This is a genomic window from Arthrobacter sp. UKPF54-2, assembly GCF_007858535.1.
In the GTDB taxonomy this organism is placed as follows: Bacteria; Actinomycetota; Actinomycetes; order Actinomycetales; family Micrococcaceae; genus Arthrobacter.
In genome coordinates, this window is sequence record NZ_CP040174.1 from 1,164,667 (window position 1) to 1,182,109 (window position 17,443).

Genomic DNA, 17,443 nt, shown 5'->3' on the forward strand with positions numbered 1-17,443 from the left:
GCAGCAGGTCGCAGCGGGCGCCGGCGTGGTTCCCGGTACGACGCGGGTGCAGCCTCAACTACAGCTAGAATTGGCTGCGATTAGGATTCCAAACCTGACCAAGAGCGTAATGGCTGCCGGTTATTCCTCCCTGCAGGATATCAAGCAGAGCCATCCGCTTTTCGTCCAGCCCGCCAAGGAGGACCCGTGCCAGAGTCGAAGCCGCGTAAGAGGACTGCCCGCGTGGCGCAGCAGACTTCTGCGACGCAGGCCTACAAGCCGAACCCCGTATGGTTCAAGCCGGTTATGTTCGGCCTGATGATTATCGGCCTGCTGTGGATCATCACGTACTACATCAGTGAAGGCACCTTCCCGGTCAAGGACTGGGCCTCATGGAACATCGTTGCCGGCTTCGGCATCGCCATCGTGGGCTTCCTGATGACCACGCGCTGGCGCTCCTGACCCATCCCACCCTCTTCGCAGCGGGCCGGCACACCGGGTGTGCCGGCCCGCAGCGTTAAGCCCGCCGCACGTCATTGGGGGTGGCACGGGCGATAATGCTGGAAGGCAACATTTCCCAGCAAAGGATGACGTATGACCCCGGACGCTACCGGCTGCATCATCGGCGAAGACGGCTTGGCCCGGCCGGCTTGGGCGGCTGCCGACCCCCTGTTGCGCGACTACTACGACAGCGAATGGGGCCTTCCTGTGCGCGACGAACAGGGGCTGTACGAACGGATCAGCCTCGAGGCCTTCCAGGCGGGACTGTCATGGGCAACGATCCTGCGCAAGCGGCCGGCCTTCCGGGCCGCCTTCGCGGATTTTCACCCGGAGACCGTGGCAGCGTTCACCGACGACGACGTCGAGCGGCTGCTGCAGGACACCGGCATTGTGCGCAACCGGCTCAAGATCCGGGCCGCGATCACCAATGCCCGGGCCACCCTCGAACTCAGAGACGACGGCGGACTCGTTGACTTTGTCTGGGCTCACCGGCCGGACTCCACCCCGGAGCCCACGGCGTTGGACCAGATCCCTACCAGCTCACCGGAATCCACCGCGCTGTCCAAGGCATTACGGAAGCGAGGCTTCGTGTTTGTCGGGCCTACCACCATGTATGCCCTGATGGAGGCCATCGGAATGGTCGACACCCACCTCCTGGGCAGCCACCGCAGAGGCACTTCGGGCGTCTGGGAGCGGTAGGCCGCGGCTGGCGGACTGGTCCACAGATGTGCACAAGATTCCAGAAGTTATCCACAACCTGTGGGTAGACGGGCCGTTCTAAGGCTGCCGGCACGCGCAGAGCGGCGGCGTTGGGCCCCACGAGCCGGACTGCGGACCGTGTCTCTCACCGAATGACAGCTCTGTAAGTTATTAACAATGTGGATTGCCTGTGGATAACGTCTTCCAGCACCCCCGGGACCTGCGGGTCCGCAGGATCCGGGCCTCCCGATGAGACCGCAGCCAACGAGTTCCCAGCCAGGGCGCCGCTCCCGCTGACAGCTGCCCCCTAGCGCGGAGTTATCCACACGAAGACGGAGTTGTGCCCACAAGTTATCCACAGCTGGGGACAACTGTGCACCGGAGCGGCTAGGCCGGTTACCGGGAACCCTGCAATGTCAGGGATTTTCGGCAGTAGTTAGAGGATCAAGTTATTAACACTGTGAAAAAGGCTGTGTATAACTCCGTTGAAATCAGATAAAAGGATCCGCGTACTGTGGCTGCAGGACGGTGCAAGAGGCCCGTCCGGGGCCGCGCGGAGGTAGCGGCGGCCGCCGGATCTACCTGGGGCGGCGAATGACGTGCCGAGCACCCGCTGCGCTTACCTGGGGACCGAGAGACTTATATGCGTTCCTGGATTTCCCCCGGTCCCAGCGTTCCCGAGGCCCCGTCAGTGCACCGCGAAGTTGTCCACTTAACCACAGGGCCGAGCAGGAAAGTTATCCACAGATGTGGAGAGACCCGCGGCGTCATTCAGCGAATTTGCCAGCTGTGGCCCTCAGATCCTTCCTCCCCGACTGAACTACAGGCGTGTAAGTTACCAACAATGTGGATAACCCCTGTGGAAAAGCGTCAGCAGAGCCCAGAACCGAGTGCGCGCCGGATCCCGAAAAACGCTGCGGTTTCGGACCAGCGCACCCCGGTCCCAGGCCGCGACGGTCCGAATCCGTCGCGGAAACTGACGGGTGGGAGTGGGGATCGGCGAAGGAAGCGGGTGAGCGGGGCGCGGGAGGCGAGCCCGGCCGGGGGTGGTTAGGCCGGGAGGGCGGTGGCGGCGACCCGCAGGGCGGTGGCCGCAATGAGCAGGCACACCACCAGGGCCAGTCCGGCGGCCTGCAGCAGTCCCTGGCGGGGGCCGCGAGGTGTGTAGGCGAGCACGGCAGCACACAGGGCCCCGGTGACCAGGCCGCCAAGATGGGCCTGCCAGGCGATCTGCGGGACCACAAAGCCAATGACTCCGTTGATGGCGATGAGTACCCAGAGTTGCCTGGTGTCGCCGCCGCGGTGGCGCTGGACCACCAGCATGGCGCCGAAGAGACCGAAGATGGCTCCGGAAGCGCCCACAACACCGGTCAGGGGCTGGCCCGGGACGTAGCCCGGCGTCAGCAGCAGATAGCCGACGGAGCCGCCGACGGCGGATAGCAAATACAGGGCCAGGAAGCGGATGCGCCCGAGGAGGGGTTCCAGCGCCTGGCCGAACATCCACAGCATGTACATGTTTAGCACGATGTGGAGGATGAAGCCCTGGGAATGGAGGAAAGCCGACGTCAGCATGCGCCAGGGCTCGAACCCTCCGTACTCCGGGGAAGCGTACACGGTGGCGAATGCGAAGTTCTGGTAAATCCCGTCGTTCGGAACCACCCACTGCAGCACGTACAGCAACGCACAGGCCGCGATGATCCCCAAGGTGACCAGGGGCCTCCCTACGGCGGCGGCGCCGCCGTAAACCGAGCGCGGCGTCGGCGTCGTACGTTTTGTTTCGTTGACACAGTCAACGCACTGGAATCCGACGGCGGCCGCCCGCTGGCAATCGGGGCACGCCGGGCGCCCGCACCGCTGGCACCGCACATAGGCGGGGCGGTCCGGGTGCCGGGGGCATACCGGGATCTCCGCGGACGGCTCTGCCGCCGGAATTCCGTAGCTCATGGCCTGGGCTAGAGCTTTTCTACGTCAATGCTGTTGATAACAACGTCCTCGACCGGGCGGTCGCCCATTCCGGTGCGGACGCCCTCGATGGCGTCGACGACCTTCTTGGACTCCTCGTCCGCCACCTCGCCGAAGATGCTGTGCTTGCCCTGCAGCCAGCCGGTGGGGATGGTGGTGATGAAGAACTGGGATCCGTTGGTGCCCCGGCCCATCTGGATGCCGGCGTTGGCCATGGCCAGCTTGTAGGGCTCGTTGAAGGTGAGCTCCGGGTGGATTTCGTCATCGAACTTGTAGCCCGGTCCACCGATGCCGCGGCCCAGCGGGTCGCCGGCCTGGATCATAAAGTCCTTGATGATGCGGTGGAAGATGGTGCCGTTGTAGAGCGGCGTGCCGGTCTTGTCCTCGCCGGATTCCGGGTGGGTCCAGGCCTTTTCACCGGTCGCCAGGCCGACGAAGTTGTCGACGGTCTTCGGCGCGTGGTTGCCGAAGAGGTTCACGACGATGTCGCCGAGGCTCGTGTGGATAGTGGCTTTTGCGGTTGCGTTGGCAGTCATAGGCCCTATTCTTCCACGGCATGTCCGCACGTACAGGGCCGGGCAGTCAGTTCCGCGCTGGGTGAAATCGGGGCCAAATCAGGCCGAATAATGGCCGGTGGGGTCCCGGACACGTAGGCTAACAGCAGAACCGTCACATTAATCGGGAGGTAGTTGTGAAGAAAACGGATCGTATTGCCCGTGAGCTGGAGCAGTCAGTCAGCACCGCAGTAGAGAACGCCAAGGACTGGGCAGCCCCGCGGGTTGAAGCAGCAGTCGACTGGGCCGTCCCCCGTCTGCAGCAGGGTCTGGACACCGCTTCTCCCAAGATCCAGGAGGGCCTGAAGTCGGCGGCCCACAACCTGGCCGGCGGCGTTGCCACCGTCACCCCGCGGATCCAGGACGGCCTGGCCCAGCTGGCGCCCAAGATCCACGACGCCGTCGAGAGCGCCACCCCGCGGCTGCACGAGGCCCTGGACAAGGCCACCCCGGTGATCGCCAACGCCCGCGACCGCGTCGTCGTCGAGTACCTGCCCAAGCTCTCGGACCAGATCGGCCACGCCTCCGAGGCCGTGCACCGCACCCTTGAGGGCGCCCCGGCGCACGTGGACGCCGTGGCACAGCGGCTCGTTGACTCCGGTGTTGTCCACAACATCCAGGAGCAGGCGCAGACCGCCGGGCAGCAGCTCAAGGCCGCCGCCGCTGAAGCCAGCCGTGCTGTTACGGGCGAGGTTGCCAAGCAGCAGAAGCCGAAGCACCGCGGTTTCCTCATCTTCGGCGTCATCGCCGCCGCCGTGGCCGCCGGCGTCGCAGCCTGGAAGGCCTCCAAGCCGATCGAGGACCCGTGGAAGACCCCGGCCCCCGTCACGCCAGCAACTCCGGCACCGGTCCCGGCCACCACGGTTACCGACGTGAAGGAAGCTGTGAAGGACACGGCCGACGACGCCGCTGACGCCACCGTCAAGGCCGCCGACAAGGCTGCCGAGGCCTCGGCGGACGCCGCCGACGAGGTGGCTGCCACGTCCGGCGACACCTCCACAAAGGTTGCCACCGACGCCAAAACCGCGGTACGGAACATCGCCTCGAGCCTGAACGGCGAGAACAAGGCGAAGTAGCCGCCGCACAGCACCAACCATCAGGGAGGGATTCCGCCACCGGCGGGATCCCTCCCTTTGGTCTAACCGCATTCGCTTCTGCCCTCCCCGGCCCCGCCCTTCCCGCGGTGCGGGCCCCGCCAACAGCCTCCGTCGGCGGGTCAGGTGCTAAATTTGGGGGGATGTCACCCGAAAAATCCTCTGCGGATACCCTGCGCGATGCTGAACTGCCTCCGGCCGTCTCCATCGTCATTCCGGCATACAACGAGGAAAGTGTTATCCGGCAGTGCTTGATTGCCGCCGTCTACCAGTCCGTCCCCGCCCACGAGATCATCGTGGTGGACAACATGTCCAAGGACCGCACGGCGGAGATCGTTCGGCAGATGCAGTTGGAATACCCGGAGAGCCCGATCATCCTGCTCAGCCAGGACAAGGACCAGGGCCTCATCCCAACGCGCAATTTCGGCCTGGACCACGCCACCGGGGACATCCTCGGCAGGATCGACGCTGACTCCGTGCTGGAGCCGGACTGGGTGGAACAGGTCCAGAAAGCCTTCGCGGACCCGGCCGTGCACGCGGCCACCGGTCCCGTCGTCTACTACGACATGCCGATGCGTCGTTTTGGCCTTAAGGCGGACGACAAGATGCGTCAGCTTATGCTCAAGCTGGCAAAGCACCAGTACCACTTTCTCTTCGGCTCCAACATGGCCCTGCGCCGTTCAGCCTGGGAGACGATCCGGCTGGAGACGTGCCGGGACGAGAAGGACGAGATGCACGAGGACATCGACCTCTCGCTGCACCTCGCGGACCACGAGCTCCGAATCCAGTACTGGCCGCAGATGGTGTCCGGCATGTCGGCTCGCCGGCTCGAGGACTCACCACGCGACTACCGCTACTACGTGACGCGGTTCGACCGGACGTACAAGGCGCACAACGTCAAGAAGATGGCGCTGAAGGCACCAATGGTCGTCTTCTTCTCGGTCTACTTCCCGGCCAAGCTGCTGCGCGCCATCCACACCGTCAACACGGCCCAGCCGGCCCGGCGCGGCGGCCAGTAGGGCCCCGGCGGCGCCCGCCGCCGTCGTCGTCAGTCCGTTCCCAGCTCCGCGAGCCGGGCGGCGCTGCGCCGCACCGCACGGGAGCGCCGCTGGCCCATCACCACGACGGCGAGTCCCACCAGGATCATGCCCAGCCCGGCGTACGTGCCCGCGGGGAGGGTCTCGCCCAGGAACGCCGCCGCCAGCAGCGCCGCGCCCGGGATCTCCAGCAGAATGATCATCGAGACCAGCAGCGGACTCATCGTGGCGAGCAGGTGGTTGAACGCCGTGTGGCCCACCAGCTGGGCGCAGACCGTGATGGCGAGGATTCCCAGCCAGCCGGACGCCTCGAAGCCCGCCAGCGGCTGCCCGGCGGCGAGGGCCATCACAGCGACGACGGCCGCGCACATGCCGTAGCAGAGTGTGGTGTAGACCCCGGTGCCCATGCTCTGCCGGGCCTTGCCGCCGGCCAGCGTGTAGATGCCGGCCAGCACGCCGCCGGCGACGGCGAGGAGGTCCCCGACCAGGGCCTCCGGGGAGCTACCCATGTCGAAGCCGGTGATGGCCACAACGCCGCCGAATGCGAGGCTGAGGCCGGCGAGGACCTGCCAGCGGTGCCGGACGCCGCGGAAGAGCTGGAAAACGGCAATCCAGCCCGACTGGAGGCACACGAGGGCGGTGGCCGCGGCCACCGAGGTCAGTTGCAGGGAAGTGATGAAGCAGGCGAAGTGCAATGCCAGCGCGACCGCTGCGGCGAGGGACCAGCGGAACTCGCTGCCGGTGACCCGGCCGAACTGGCGGGGCTGCCGGACCAACACCGGCCCGGCCATGACCACCGCTCCGATCGCGTTGCGCCAGAACGCGATCGCGAGGGCGCTGACGGAGGTGGCGCCCAGGGTGGCGGCGATCAGCGGCCCGGACGAGGCAACGCCCAGCACCCCCAGCGCGGCGAGGAAGAAGTTCACGCTTCAACAGTAGTGGGCAGAAGGCCCTGTCATTGTCCCAAGCGGTCCCATGACGAGGGGATCCTTCCGGGTACAACGCAAAAGGTCCCGGGCAACGTTTCCGCTGGCCGGGACCTTTTCCTATGGTGGAGGCACGGGGACTCGAACCCCGAACCCCCTGCTTGCAAAGCAGGTGCGCTACCAATTGCGCCATGCCCCCATAAGAAGCAACCCGTCAATCATACCCCCGTGCCGGAGCGCCGTTTCCAGCTTTCCTGCCGGGGATCCGGGCTAATCAACCGTGTCGGTCGATTCGCTCCAGACTGCCTTCCGGGCTTCGGATTCCTGCACTTTCCTGTAGAGCAGGACGCCTGCGATCGTAGCTGCGACTACCAGCAACTTCTTCACATGCACCCCGTTCCGGTCCAGTTTCACGTGGACCTTTACAGAAACCAGTACAGGTTCCGTGGGCGTACCAGGACTTGAACCTGGGACCTCTTCGTTATCAGCGAAGCGCTCTAACCGCCTGAGCTATACGCCCCGATGCCTCATCGGGCCGAGATATGACTTTACAGCACATCCCGACCCGATCTCAAATCGAGGCATTTCCCCGGGGATTCCCGGGGAAAAGTAGGGGGTTTAGTCGTCCGTGAGGGTGACACCGATGCCGCCCACGAGGGTGGCCGCGATGTTGTAGAGCACAGCCGAGAGCATCGACAGAGCGGTCAGCAGCACCACGTTGATCACCGCGATGATCACGGCGAAGGAGGCCACCTGGCCGAGGGAGGCAACCTTCTTCAGCTCAAAGCCGCCGCTCTCGGAGCCGGCCAGGGTTCCGAGCAGGCCGTCGACTTGGTCGAAGATGCCGGTCAGGTCCAGGACGGTCCAGAGCACGATCGCAGCGACGACGGTGACGATGCCGAGCGCAACGGACAGCAGGAAGGCCATCTTGAGCACGGACCAGGGGTCCACCTTGCTGACCAGCAGGCGCGCGCGGCGGACTTTGGCCTTCGGAGCCGGCTTGACGAGGTTCGGCTGGCCGGGCCGCTGGCCCGGGGCCTCGGGGCGCTGTCCCGGCACTGCCGGCCGCTGGCCGGGTGCCGCGGGACGCTGGCCGGGCGCTGAGGGGCGCTGAGCGGATCCGACGACGCCCGGGCGCTGTTGCGGACGCGACGGGGCGTTCACCCGCGGGGCGGCAGCGGGCGGGCGCGTGCCGCCAGGACCGCTGCTCGACTTGGGATATGAGTCGGAATTACTCACGCGTTACCTCCGGTGTTGTCTTCGTCCAGCTCGGCATGGCCTGATGACTCATCTGACTCCGGGGCCGGTACTGATTCTGTCTCTGCGGACCCCTCGCGTGATCCGGTTTCTCCAGCCAACGTTACGTCATCCTGCTCCGTGGCCGGACTTTCAGCGCCGCTTTCGAGGTCAGTTTCCTCGGTCTCGAGGCCGCGCTCACTGTTCCGGGCCACCGCGATGATGCGGTCGTTCTTGTCCGGCTTGGCGAAGATCACGCCCATGGTGTCGCGGCCCTTGGCCGGAACGCCGGCCACCGAGGACCGGACCACCTTGCCGCCTTCCATGACCACCAGAACCTCGTCCTCTTCCTGGACGATCAGGGCACCAACGAGGTGGCCGCGTTCTTCCTGGTACTTGCCGACCTTGATGCCAAGGCCGCCGCGGCCCTGGAGACGGTACTCCTCCACGGCGGTCCGTTTGGCGAAGCCACCTTCGGTGACAATGAAGACGAATGAGCCGTCCTGCACGACGTCGGCCGCCAGCAGTTCGTCATCCTCGCGGAACTTCATGCCGGTCACACCCGACGTTGCCCGTCCCATCGGGCGCAAGGCCTCGTCCGTCGCCGTGAACCGGATCGACTGGCCCTTGCGGGATACCAGCATCAGGTCATCGGTCTCGGACACTAGCTGGGCGGAAACAAGTTCGTCGCCGTCGCGCAGGTTGATGGCGATCACGCCCGCGGACCGGTTGGTGTCGTAGTCCTCCAGGCGCGTCTTTTTCACCAGGCCGCGCTTGGTGGCCAGCACCAGGTACGGCGACTGCTGGTAATCCCGCAGGTCCAGCACCTGGGCGATGTGCTCGTCCGGCTGGAAGGCCATCAGGTTCGCCACGTGCTGGCCCTTGGCGTCGCGTCCGGCTTCCACGAGCTCGTACGCCTTGGCCCGGTACACCCGCCCGAGGTTGGTAAAGAACAGGAGCCAGTGGTGGGTGGTGGTCACAAAGAAATGCTCGACGACGTCGTCGCCGCGCAGCTGGGCGCCCTTGATGCCCTTGCCGCCGCGCTGCTGCGAGCGGTAGTTGTCGCTGCGGGTGCGCTTGACGTAGCCGCCGCGGGTAATGGTGACGACCATTTCCTCTTCGGGGATCAGGTCCTCGATTGACATGTCGCCGTCGAAGCCCAGCAGGACCTTGGTGCGGCGGTCATCGCCGTGCTTGGCCACGATCTCGCCGAGTTCGGTGCTGATGATCTCGCGCTGCCGCTCTTCGGAGGCCAGGATCGCGTTGTACTCGGCGATCAGTGCCTCCAGTTCGGCATGGCGGTCCTGGATCTTCTGGCGTTCCAGGGCGGCGAGCCGGCGCAGCTGCATGTCCAGGATGGCCTTGGCCTGGAGGTCATCGATCTCCAGCAGCTCCATCAGGCCCTCGCGGGCGGCGTCGGTGGTGCTCGAGGCCCGGATCAGGGCGATGACCTCATCGAGGGCATCGAGGGCCTTGAGCAGGGCGCGCAGGATGTGCGCCTCCTCCTCGGCCTTGCGGAGGCGGTAGCGGGTCCGGCGCGCAATGACGTCCATCTGGTGCGTGACCCAGTGCCGGATGAAGGCATCGAGGCTCAGCGTGCGCGGCACACCGTCCACAATGGCCAGCATGTTCGCAGCGAAGTTGTCCTGCAGCTGGGTGTGCTTGTAGAGGTTGTTCAGCACCACCTTGGCGACGGCATCGCGCTTGAGCACAATGACCAGGCGCTGGCCGGTGCGGCCGGAGGTCTCATCGCGGAGGTCGGCGATGCCGGAGATCTTGCCGTCCTTGACGAGTTCGGCAATCTTGATCGCCAGGTTGTCCGGGTTGGCCTGGTACGGCAGTTCGGTGACCACCAGGCAGGTGCGGCCCTGGAGCTCCTCGACGTTGACGACGGCGCGCATGGTGATGGAGCCGCGGCCGGTCCGGTAGGCGTCTTCGATGCCCTTGTGGCCCAGGATCGTGGCGCCGGTAGGGAAGTCGGGTCCCTTGATGCGCTGGATCAGCTCTTCGAGCAGTTCTTCGCGGCTGGCGGTCGGGTTGGCCAGGTACCACTGCACACCGTCGGCGACTTCGCGGAGGTTGTGCGGCGGGATGTTGGTGGCCATGCCGACGGCGATGCCGGAGGAGCCGTTGACCAAAAGGTTCGGGAACCGCGCCGGCAGGATGGTGGGTTCCTGGTTCTTGCCGTCGTAGTTGTCCTGGAAGTCGACGGTTTCCTCGTCGATGTCGCGGACCATTTCCATGGCCAGCGGCGCCATCTTGGTTTCGGTGTACCGCGGTGCGGCGGCGCCGTCGTTGCCGGGCGAGCCGAAGTTGCCCTGTCCCAGCGCCAACGGGTAGCGCATGGTCCAGTCCTGGATCAGGCGGACCAGGGCGTCGTAGATCGCGGTGTCACCGTGCGGGTGGTACTGGCCCATGACTTCGCCGACCACGCGGGCGCACTTGTTGAAGGAGCGCTCCGGGCGGTAGCCGCCGTCGAACATCGCGTAGAGAACGCGGCGGTGAACGGGCTTAAGACCGTCCCGGACGTCAGGCAGGGCGCGGCCCACGATCACGGCCATGGCGTAGTCGAGGTAGGAGCGCTGCATTTCGGTCTGCAGGTCTACCTGCTCGACGCGGTCCGTCAGCACATCGGTGTCAAGAACGTTGCCTTCAAGTACGGGCTCCGCACCGGATGCGTCGGGGACTTCAGGTGTTTCGTCACTCATCGTCTATGTTTTCCGTTTCAGGTATATATCGGTTCAGGAATGTTCAGGGCCGAGGCGCTAAATATCCAGGAACCGAACGTCCTTGGCGTTCTGCTGAATGAAGTTTCGTCGCGATTCAACGTCCTCGCCCATCAGGGTGGAGAAGGTCTGGTCGGCGGCCAGGGCGTCGTCCATGGTGACCTGAAGCAGGGTGCGGTGTTCCGGATCCATGGTGGTGTCCCACAGCTCCGTGTAATCCATCTCGCCGAGGCCCTTGTAGCGCTGGATGCCGTTGTCCTTGGGGATACGGCGCCCGGCGGCCTGGCCGGAGACCAGCTTCGCGTCGCGTTCCCGGTCGCTGTAGACGTAATCGTGCGGCGCGTTCGACCACTTGATCCGGTACAGCGGGGGCTGCGCGAGGTAGACGTAGCCATTCTCGATCAGCGGGCGCATGTAGCGGAACAGCAGGGTCATCAGCAGCGTGGTGATGTGCTGGCCGTCAACGTCGGCATCGGCCATCAGGACGATCTTGTGGTAGCGCAGCTTGGCAAGGTCGAAGTCCTCGCCAATGCCGGTGCCGAAGGCGGTGATCATGGACTGGACTTCGGCGTTGCCGAGCGCCTTGTCCAGGCGGGCGCGTTCGACGTTCAGTATCTTGCCGCGCAGCGGCAGGATGGCCTGGGTTTCGGGATTGCGTCCGCGCTTGGCCGAACCGCCGGCCGAGTCACCCTCCACGATGTAGACCTCGCACTTCTGCGGATCCTTGGAGGAGCAATCGGAGAGCTTGCCGGGCATGCCAAAGGATTCCAGCGGGCTCTTGCGGCGCGCATTGTCGCGGGCCTTCCGGGCGGCCATCCGGGCCTGGGCAGCGGAGATGGCCTTGCGAATGACGTCGCGGGCCGGGCCGGGGTTGCGTTCCAGCCAGTCGCCGAGGCCGTCGGTGACCACCCGCTGGACAAAGCCCTTGACCTCGGAGTTTCCGAGTTTGGTCTTGGTCTGACCCTCGAACTGCGGCTCGGAGAGCTTGACCGAGATGACCGCGGTCAGGCCTTCGCGGATGTCGTCACCGGTGAGGTTGTCGTCTTTTTCCTTGATGATGCTCTTCTCCCGCGCATAGCGGTTGATGAGTGAGGTCATCGCGGCGCGGAAACCCTCTTCGTGGGTGCCGCCCTCGTGGGTGTTGATGGTGTTGGCGTAGGTGTGGACGCTCTCGGAGTACGCGTTGGTCCACTGCATCGCCATCTCCAGGGCGATATGCCGTTCCGTGTCCTCGGTTTCGAAGGCAATGACGTCCTCGTGGACGACGTCGACCTTCTTGCCCGAGTTCAGGTGCTTCACATAGTCCAGCAGGCCGTCGTTGTACTGGTAGACCACCGTGTGGAACTCGGCAGGAACTTCGCCCTCGGTCTCGACGACGTCAAGGTCCAGGTCGCCGTCGGCGGACGGTTCAGCGGAGGCCTGGCGCTCGTCAGTCAGCGTGATGCGCAGGCCCTTGTTCAGGAAGGCCATCTGCTGGAAGCGGGCCCGCAGCGTTTCGAAATCGAATTCCGTGGTCTCGAAGATGGTGGGGTCCGGGTAGAACGTCTGGGTGGTCCCGGTCTCGGAGGTCTCCTCGCCCTTGACCAGGCCGCCCTGCGGCTTGCCGCCGTCGGCGAAGGACATCCGCCAGACGTGCCCCTGCCGGCGGACCTCGGTGTCAACGCGGCTGGAGAGGGCGTTGACCACGGAAATGCCAACGCCGTGCAGGCCGCCGGAGACGGCGTACCCGCCGCCGCCGAACTTTCCGCCGGCGTGCAGGATGGTCATGACGACTTCAACGGTCGGCTTGTGCTCGGTGGGGTGCATGTCCACCGGGATGCCGCGGCCGTTGTCGACCACCCGGACGCCGCCGTCGGCCGTCAGGACAATCTCGATGTGCGTGCAGTAGCCGGCCAGCGCCTCATCGACCGAGTTGTCCACGACTTCGTACACGAGGTGGTGCAGACCGCGCGGTCCAGTGGAACCGATGTACATGCCCGGGCGTTTCCGGACGGCTTCCAGGCCCTCGAGCACCGTGATGTCGCTGGCACCGTATTCGCGCGGCGTGGCCGCCTCCGCGGGCAAGTCCGCCGTGGCGCCTCCCGCTGCTGGGTCCGTTGCCGGGAAATCTGTATTGTCGTTAGCCACAGGCGCTTTCGACTCCTCTATGTTCGTTGAAGGCCGGCCGTCGCCGTGTCCGGAGAGGAACGGCTACCGCCAACAGGCACGTCACTGATGGCGCCGGCAGCATCGCCTGCGAGGACCCGCCTCCGCACACAAAAAGTGCGTCGGAAACGGACTCAGTCGACGTTTCACCGGCGCCCAGTTATCTACCACGATTCTATCGTGTTATAGAGCGGAATCCCGCATTCTGGGGGCCCAAACGGCGGGTAAAGTGCCGCTGAGAGGCCGCTGACTCCACCTGCAAGGCCCCAGGGGTGCTCCCGCTGGGTTCCAGTACGCATCCGGGGCGTTAAAGCGCCCTACACGGCGTTTTCGGTTTTTTCAAGAGTTTTGGAAGAAGTGCTTCATACCCCGGCGGTAGTGGCGGGGTAACTAGCCGTAGGTGTCGCGCGGGCCGCGCCCGTTGACCGTCCGGGCACCCTTGCGCCAGCTCGGCGCTGCGGGCCCCAGCACCTGGATGCTGGTCACGACGCCGTCGCCGAGTTCCACGCGGAATTTCTCCAGCAGGCTCAGACTCAGCAGGCGCAACTGGGTGGCCCACGCCGTCGAATCGCAGCGCACATGCAGGGTGGTGTCGGTGAAACTCTCCGGCGTGCAGTGCGCGGAAATTTCCGGGCCAACGAGGGCCGGCCACTGGGCCATGACCGATCCGACTGCCACGGGTGAACTCCAGCCGCGTTCGGCCACCAGCCTGCCCACCACCTTGCCGAGCCCCAGCGGATCACGTCCGGTGCCGTGGAACTGGCTAAAACCGCGGGTCCCCGCACTGCGCGCCGGCTTTTGTGTGCTCCCCGGCCGTGGCGGGGCCTTCCGCCGGATTTCCCCGCGGGCCGCGGCGGCGTCGCGCATCCGGTTCAGCGCGGCCTGTGCGGCGTCGATGTCGTCAGGATCGCGGCCCGGCTGCAGGCCGCCGTCGGTATCCTTATTCATCGTTTGTCCGGCTCATCAATTCCTCCCGGAATGACCTTCACCCGCCGTCCGGCCAGTTCGGCCGGGATATCGTCCTCGACGGCGGCGGTTACCAGGACCTGCTCCGCGCCGGAGACTATTGAAGCCAGTTTACGCCGCCGCTGGACGTCGAGCTCGGCAAACACATCGTCCAGGATCAGGATCGGTGCCGACCCGCCTGTACGTGCATCGTCGAGCATCACGTAGTACGAGGCCAGGCGTAACGCCAGGCACATGGACCAGGTTTCCCCGTGCGAGGCGTACCCCTTGGCCGGGGCCTGGCCCAGGACCAGTTCCAGTTCGTCGCGGTGCGGGCCCACGAGGGAAATGCCGCGTTCGAGTTCCTTGCGGCGGGAGGCCGCGAAGGCCCGGACATAACGTTCGGTGAGCTCCTCGATACTCAGCGGGCGGAGGTCTTCGAGCCCGTCTGCCGGGACCGCACCCGGAACGGCGCCAGCGGCGGCGCCGGAGGATTCGCCGTCATCGTCAAGCGCCCCCTGCAGGGTGGAGCGGTAGACGGCGCCGGCCGCCTTGGACCCGTCGGTGAGCTGGGCGTAGGCGTTGTTAAGGTGGGGCTGCAGCCGTTCGACCAGTTCGAGCCGTGCGTGCAGGAGCTCGGCGCCGGCCCTGGCCATGTGTTGGTCCCAGACATCGAGGGTTGCCTCATGGCCGGCGGTGAATTTGCCGGCCCGGCCCGATTTCAGCAGGGCATTGCGTTGCTTCAGCACCCGGTCGTAGTCGCTGCGGGTGGCGGCGTGCCGCGGAACAAGGCTGACCAGCAGCTCATCCAGGAAACGGCGCCGGTTGGACGGATCGCCCTTGACCAGGGCGAGGTCTTCCGGCGCGAAGAGCACGGTCTGGCAGATTCCCAGGATGTCCCGTGCACGCACCGGGTTGCTGCGGTTGATCCGCGCGCGGTTCGCGCGGCCGGCATTGATTTCCAGTTCCAGCACCGTGGACTGTTCACCGCGGACCAGCTTGGCCCGGATCATGGCCCGTTCGGTGCCAAATCGCAGCAGCGGGGCGTCGGTGCTGACGCGGTGTGAGCTGAGGGTGGCGAGGTACCCGATCGCTTCCATCAGGTTGGTCTTGCCGATGCCGTTGGAACCGACGAGCACGGTGACCCCCGGTTTCAGGCTGAGGTCCACCTGGGCGTAACTGCGGAAATCCGTCAGCGAAAGTTGTTCTAGGTACACGCCGGTGTCAGGACTCCAGGGACTACTTGGCCGGCCGGGTGGCGTGGCCGCCGAACTGGTGGCGCAGCGCGGACACCATCTTCATCGCCGGCGAGCTGTCTTCGCGGGAGGAAAAGCGCGCGAACAGGGCTGCGGTGATGGCCGGGGCCGGGACCGCGTTGGCGATCGCTTCCTCCACGGTCCAGCGACCCTCGCCGGAATCCTCGACGTAGTCGTCGATCGATTCCAGCCCCGGATCCTCATCGAGGGCCTTGACCATCAGGTCCAGCAGCCAGGACCGGACGACGGTGCCCTTCTGCCAGGCCCGGAAAGTGCCCGGGAGATCGGTGACGATGTCTTTCGCCGCGAGGAGTTCGTAGCCTTCCGCGTAGGCCTGCATCAGTCCGTATTCGATGCCGTTGTGCACCATCTTGGCGTAGTGGCCGGCGCCAACGCCGCCCACGTGGACGAAGCTGTCTGCACGCTCACCTTCCGGCCGGAGTGCGTCAAAGACCGGGAGTGCCCGTTCGATGTCGGCAGCGTCGCCGCCGGCCATCAGTCCGTAGCCGTTCTGAAGGCCCCAAACGCCACCGGACACACCACAGTCAGCGAAGCGGATACCTAGTTCAGCCAGCGTGGCGGCGTGCTTCTGGTCTTCGGTGAAGCGCGAGTTTCCACCGTCAATCACGAGGTCGCCGGCGTCGAGCTTGCTGCCGAGTTCGGTGATCACGGCGTCGGTGACCTCGCCTGCCGGGACCATGACCCAGATGAGCCGGGGCGCAGGCACGGCGGCGATCAGCTCGTCAACACTGGCGACGTCGCTGACATCCGGGTTGCGGTCGTAGCCGGTGACTTCGATTCCACCCTTGCGCAGCCGCTCGCGCATGTTGAAACCCATTTTTCCGAGGCCGATCAGTCCGATGTGCACGGTGTGAACTCTTTTCTGCGCTGGGATTTCGGTTGTCGTTTGGGGCCCAGAACGACAACAGCCTGGGCCCACGCCGCCAGGGTTCCCTGGCCGTGGAGCCCCATCAGCGAGGGCCCCTGCCTGAGCTTGCGAAGGCTGGGAGCCGATGGGGACTTGCGAGGCGAGGGTGGCGGTGGGGACTAGTTGGGCAGGCGGACCGGCATAACAAGGTAACGGTAGTCGCCCTGGTCTTCGCCGTCTGCGTCCTGCTGGGCGGTGATCATCGCCGGCTTCGGGGCCGTGGTGAACGAGAACCGGACGAACTTGGTCTCGATGACGCTGAGGCCCTCGATGAGGTAGTGCGGGTTGAAGGCAACGGTGATGTCCTCGCCGGTCAGTTGCGCTTCAAGCTCTTCCGAGGCCTGGGCATCCTCGCCGGTTCCGGCGTCGAGGTGCAGTTGACCCTGCGTGAACGCGAGGCGCACCGGGGTGTTCCGTTCGGCCACGAGGGAGACGCGGCGAACGGCCTCGACCAGTTCCTGGGTCTGCACGGTGGCGTGGATCGGCGTGGAATCGGGGAACAGCGAGCGGATCTTCGGGTAGTCGCCGTCGACGAGCAACGACGTCGTGGTGCGGCCACCGCTCTCGAAACCGATCAGCCTGCTGTCGTCATCGGCAAGGGCGAGGTTGATGTCGCCACTGCCACCGAGGGTCTTGGCTACTTCGTTCAGGGTCTTCGCCTTGACCAGAGCGCTGGTGGAAATGCCGGGGGTGGCGGGCTTCCATGGAACTTCGCGCATGGCCAGACGGTAGCGGTCCGTCGCGAGCAGCGTGATGAGGTCGTCCTCGATTTCCATCCGGACGCCGGTGAGGATGGGCAGCGTGTCGTCCTTGCTGGCCGCGATGATCACCTGCGATACGGCCTGGGCGAAGGAATCACCCGGCACCGTTCCGCTGATTGGGGGCAGCGCGGGCAGCGGCGGGTATTCAGCTTCCGGCATGGTGGCCAGGTGGAAGCTGCTTCGGCGGCAGCTCAGCGTGACTTTGTTGCCGTCGGTCTCAATGTCGACGGGCGCTGAGGGCAGGCTGCGGCAAATGTCGGCCAAGAGGCGTCCGGAAACCAGGATGGTGCCTTCGGTGCTGATGTCGGCGGGGATTTCCAAGCGGGCAGAGGTCTCGTAGTCAAAGCTCGAGAGGCTCACGGTGCCGGCCTCGGCCTTGAGGAGCAGGCCCGAAAGCACGGGAACGGGCGGCCGCGGAGACAACGACCGGGCGGCCCAGGTCACGGCTTCGGCCAGGACGTCCCGCTCGACTCTGAACTTCACGGAAGGGTGCCGCCTTTCATTGCTGCTGACATCGCTAAGAATCATCACTAAAAATCACACTGCTTTGGCGGTTCCGGACGTGGTGCCAGTTGCGCCAAAAAGGTAAGTGCATGCATCCCGGGCCGGCCCACCCGTCCCCGGTTCATCGGATCGAATGACAAGAGCGTGTCCGGGACGGACGCACTGCAGACAGCTTAGCCCCAAGAACCGA

Annotated in this window: 15 protein-coding genes and 2 tRNA genes; 4 read left to right on the forward strand and 13 right to left on the reverse strand. The window is 65.5% G+C overall.

Annotated elements, in window-relative coordinates:
• The first annotated feature begins 186 nt into the window (after positions 1 to 186).
• Together E7Y32_RS05255 and E7Y32_RS05260 are read left to right on the forward strand one after the other, a co-directional pair.
• The gene (locus E7Y32_RS05255) at positions 187 to 441 is read left to right on the forward strand and encodes a cell division protein CrgA (RefSeq protein ID WP_146336203.1); all 255 of its coding nucleotides are present in this window, start codon (positions 187 to 189) and stop codon (positions 439 to 441) included.
• Between the two features lie 132 nt (positions 442 to 573).
• On the forward strand, positions 574 to 1,179 hold the full coding sequence (locus tag E7Y32_RS05260) for a DNA-3-methyladenine glycosylase I (RefSeq protein WP_146336204.1): 606 nt from the start codon (positions 574 to 576) through the stop codon (positions 1,177 to 1,179).
• 1,050 nt (positions 1,180 to 2,229) lie between these two features.
• On the opposite strand, the gene E7Y32_RS05265 is transcribed toward E7Y32_RS05260, so the two are convergent.
• Together E7Y32_RS05265 and E7Y32_RS05270 are read right to left on the reverse strand one after the other, a co-directional pair.
• Positions 2,230 to 3,123, reverse strand: coding sequence for a rhomboid family intramembrane serine protease (locus E7Y32_RS05265; RefSeq protein WP_146336205.1), 894 nt, complete (start codon positions 3,121 to 3,123; stop codon positions 2,230 to 2,232).
• Between the two features lie 8 nt (positions 3,124 to 3,131).
• Entirely contained in the window at positions 3,132 to 3,677 is a 546-nt protein-coding gene (locus E7Y32_RS05270) for a peptidylprolyl isomerase (RefSeq protein ID WP_146336206.1), read from the reverse strand.
• Positions 3,678 to 3,832: 155 nt separating this feature from the next.
• Between E7Y32_RS05270 and E7Y32_RS05275 the strand changes: the two genes are divergently transcribed.
• Both E7Y32_RS05275 and E7Y32_RS05280 read left to right on the forward strand, forming a co-directional pair.
• The gene (locus tag E7Y32_RS05275) at positions 3,833 to 4,771 is read left to right on the forward strand and encodes a hypothetical protein (protein ID WP_146336207.1); all 939 of its coding nucleotides are present in this window, start codon (positions 3,833 to 3,835) and stop codon (positions 4,769 to 4,771) included.
• 161 nt (positions 4,772 to 4,932) lie between these two features.
• Entirely contained in the window at positions 4,933 to 5,808 is an 876-nt protein-coding gene (locus tag E7Y32_RS05280) for a glycosyltransferase family 2 protein (protein WP_146336208.1), read from the forward strand.
• Positions 5,809 to 5,837: 29 nt separating this feature from the next.
• Here E7Y32_RS05280 and E7Y32_RS05285 read toward each other — a convergent pair whose 3' ends face one another.
• From E7Y32_RS05285 to dnaN, 11 genes are all read right to left on the reverse strand, one after another.
• Positions 5,838 to 6,752 carry a DMT family transporter gene (locus tag E7Y32_RS05285; protein ID WP_146336209.1) on the reverse strand — a complete coding sequence of 305 codons (915 nt, stop codon included), beginning with the start codon at positions 6,750 to 6,752 and terminating at the stop codon, positions 5,838 to 5,840.
• A gap of 123 nt (positions 6,753 to 6,875) precedes the next feature.
• Positions 6,876 to 6,951 (reverse strand) — tRNA-Ala (locus E7Y32_RS05290).
• A gap of 71 nt (positions 6,952 to 7,022) precedes the next feature.
• Positions 7,023 to 7,166, reverse strand: a complete 144-nt coding sequence (locus tag E7Y32_RS16330; RefSeq protein ID WP_175322972.1) for a DLW-39 family protein — start codon at positions 7,164 to 7,166, stop codon at positions 7,023 to 7,025.
• 32 nt (positions 7,167 to 7,198) lie between these two features.
• Positions 7,199 to 7,272, reverse strand: a tRNA-Ile gene (locus tag E7Y32_RS05295).
• Positions 7,273 to 7,370: 98 nt separating this feature from the next.
• Positions 7,371 to 7,991, reverse strand: coding sequence for a DUF3566 domain-containing protein (locus E7Y32_RS05300; protein WP_146336210.1), 621 nt, complete (start codon positions 7,989 to 7,991; stop codon positions 7,371 to 7,373).
• The gene (gyrA, locus tag E7Y32_RS05305) at positions 7,988 to 10,696 is read right to left on the reverse strand and encodes a DNA gyrase subunit A (protein WP_146336211.1); all 2,709 of its coding nucleotides are present in this window, start codon (positions 10,694 to 10,696) and stop codon (positions 7,988 to 7,990) included. The genes E7Y32_RS05300 and gyrA overlap by 4 nt, the downstream gene beginning before the upstream one ends.
• A 57-nt stretch (positions 10,697 to 10,753) precedes the next feature.
• Positions 10,754 to 12,841, reverse strand: a complete 2,088-nt coding sequence (gyrB, locus tag E7Y32_RS05310; RefSeq protein WP_146336212.1) for a DNA topoisomerase (ATP-hydrolyzing) subunit B — start codon at positions 12,839 to 12,841, stop codon at positions 10,754 to 10,756.
• A gap of 408 nt (positions 12,842 to 13,249) precedes the next feature.
• On the reverse strand, positions 13,250 to 13,807 hold the full coding sequence (locus tag E7Y32_RS05315; protein ID WP_146336213.1) for a DUF721 domain-containing protein: 558 nt from the start codon (positions 13,805 to 13,807) through the stop codon (positions 13,250 to 13,252).
• The gene (recF, locus tag E7Y32_RS05320) at positions 13,804 to 15,021 is read right to left on the reverse strand and encodes a DNA replication/repair protein RecF (protein WP_146336214.1); all 1,218 of its coding nucleotides are present in this window, start codon (positions 15,019 to 15,021) and stop codon (positions 13,804 to 13,806) included. Before recF ends, E7Y32_RS05315 begins: the two co-directional genes overlap by 4 nt.
• Positions 15,022 to 15,043: 22 nt before the next feature.
• A complete protein-coding gene (gene gnd / locus E7Y32_RS05325) occupies positions 15,044 to 15,928 on the reverse strand; it encodes a phosphogluconate dehydrogenase (NAD(+)-dependent, decarboxylating) (RefSeq protein ID WP_146336215.1) in 885 nt (294 codons plus the stop codon).
• 179 nt (positions 15,929 to 16,107) lie between these two features.
• A complete protein-coding gene (dnaN, locus tag E7Y32_RS05330; RefSeq protein ID WP_138767905.1) occupies positions 16,108 to 17,232 on the reverse strand; it encodes a DNA polymerase III subunit beta in 1,125 nt (374 codons plus the stop codon).
• Positions 17,233 to 17,443: the final 211 nt, after the last annotated feature.

What these genes read in the sequence shown, in the direction of transcription:
- E7Y32_RS05260 (WP_146336204.1), top strand. Translation starts at nt 574, where the DNA reads ATGACCCCGGACGCTACCGGCTGCATCATCGGCGAAGACGGCTTGGCC.
- E7Y32_RS05265 (WP_146336205.1), bottom strand. Translation starts at nt 3,123, where the DNA reads ATGAGCTACGGAATTCCGGCGGCAGAGCCGTCCGCGGAGATCCCGGTA.
- E7Y32_RS05270 (WP_146336206.1), bottom strand. Translation starts at nt 3,677, where the DNA reads ATGACTGCCAACGCAACCGCAAAAGCCACTATCCACACGAGCCTCGGC.
- E7Y32_RS05280 (WP_146336208.1), top strand. Translation starts at nt 4,933, where the DNA reads ATGTCACCCGAAAAATCCTCTGCGGATACCCTGCGCGATGCTGAACTG.
- gyrA (WP_146336211.1), bottom strand. Translation starts at nt 10,696, where the DNA reads ATGAGTGACGAAACACCTGAAGTCCCCGACGCATCCGGTGCGGAGCCC.
- E7Y32_RS05315 (WP_146336213.1), bottom strand. Translation starts at nt 13,807, where the DNA reads ATGAATAAGGATACCGACGGCGGCCTGCAGCCGGGCCGCGATCCTGAC.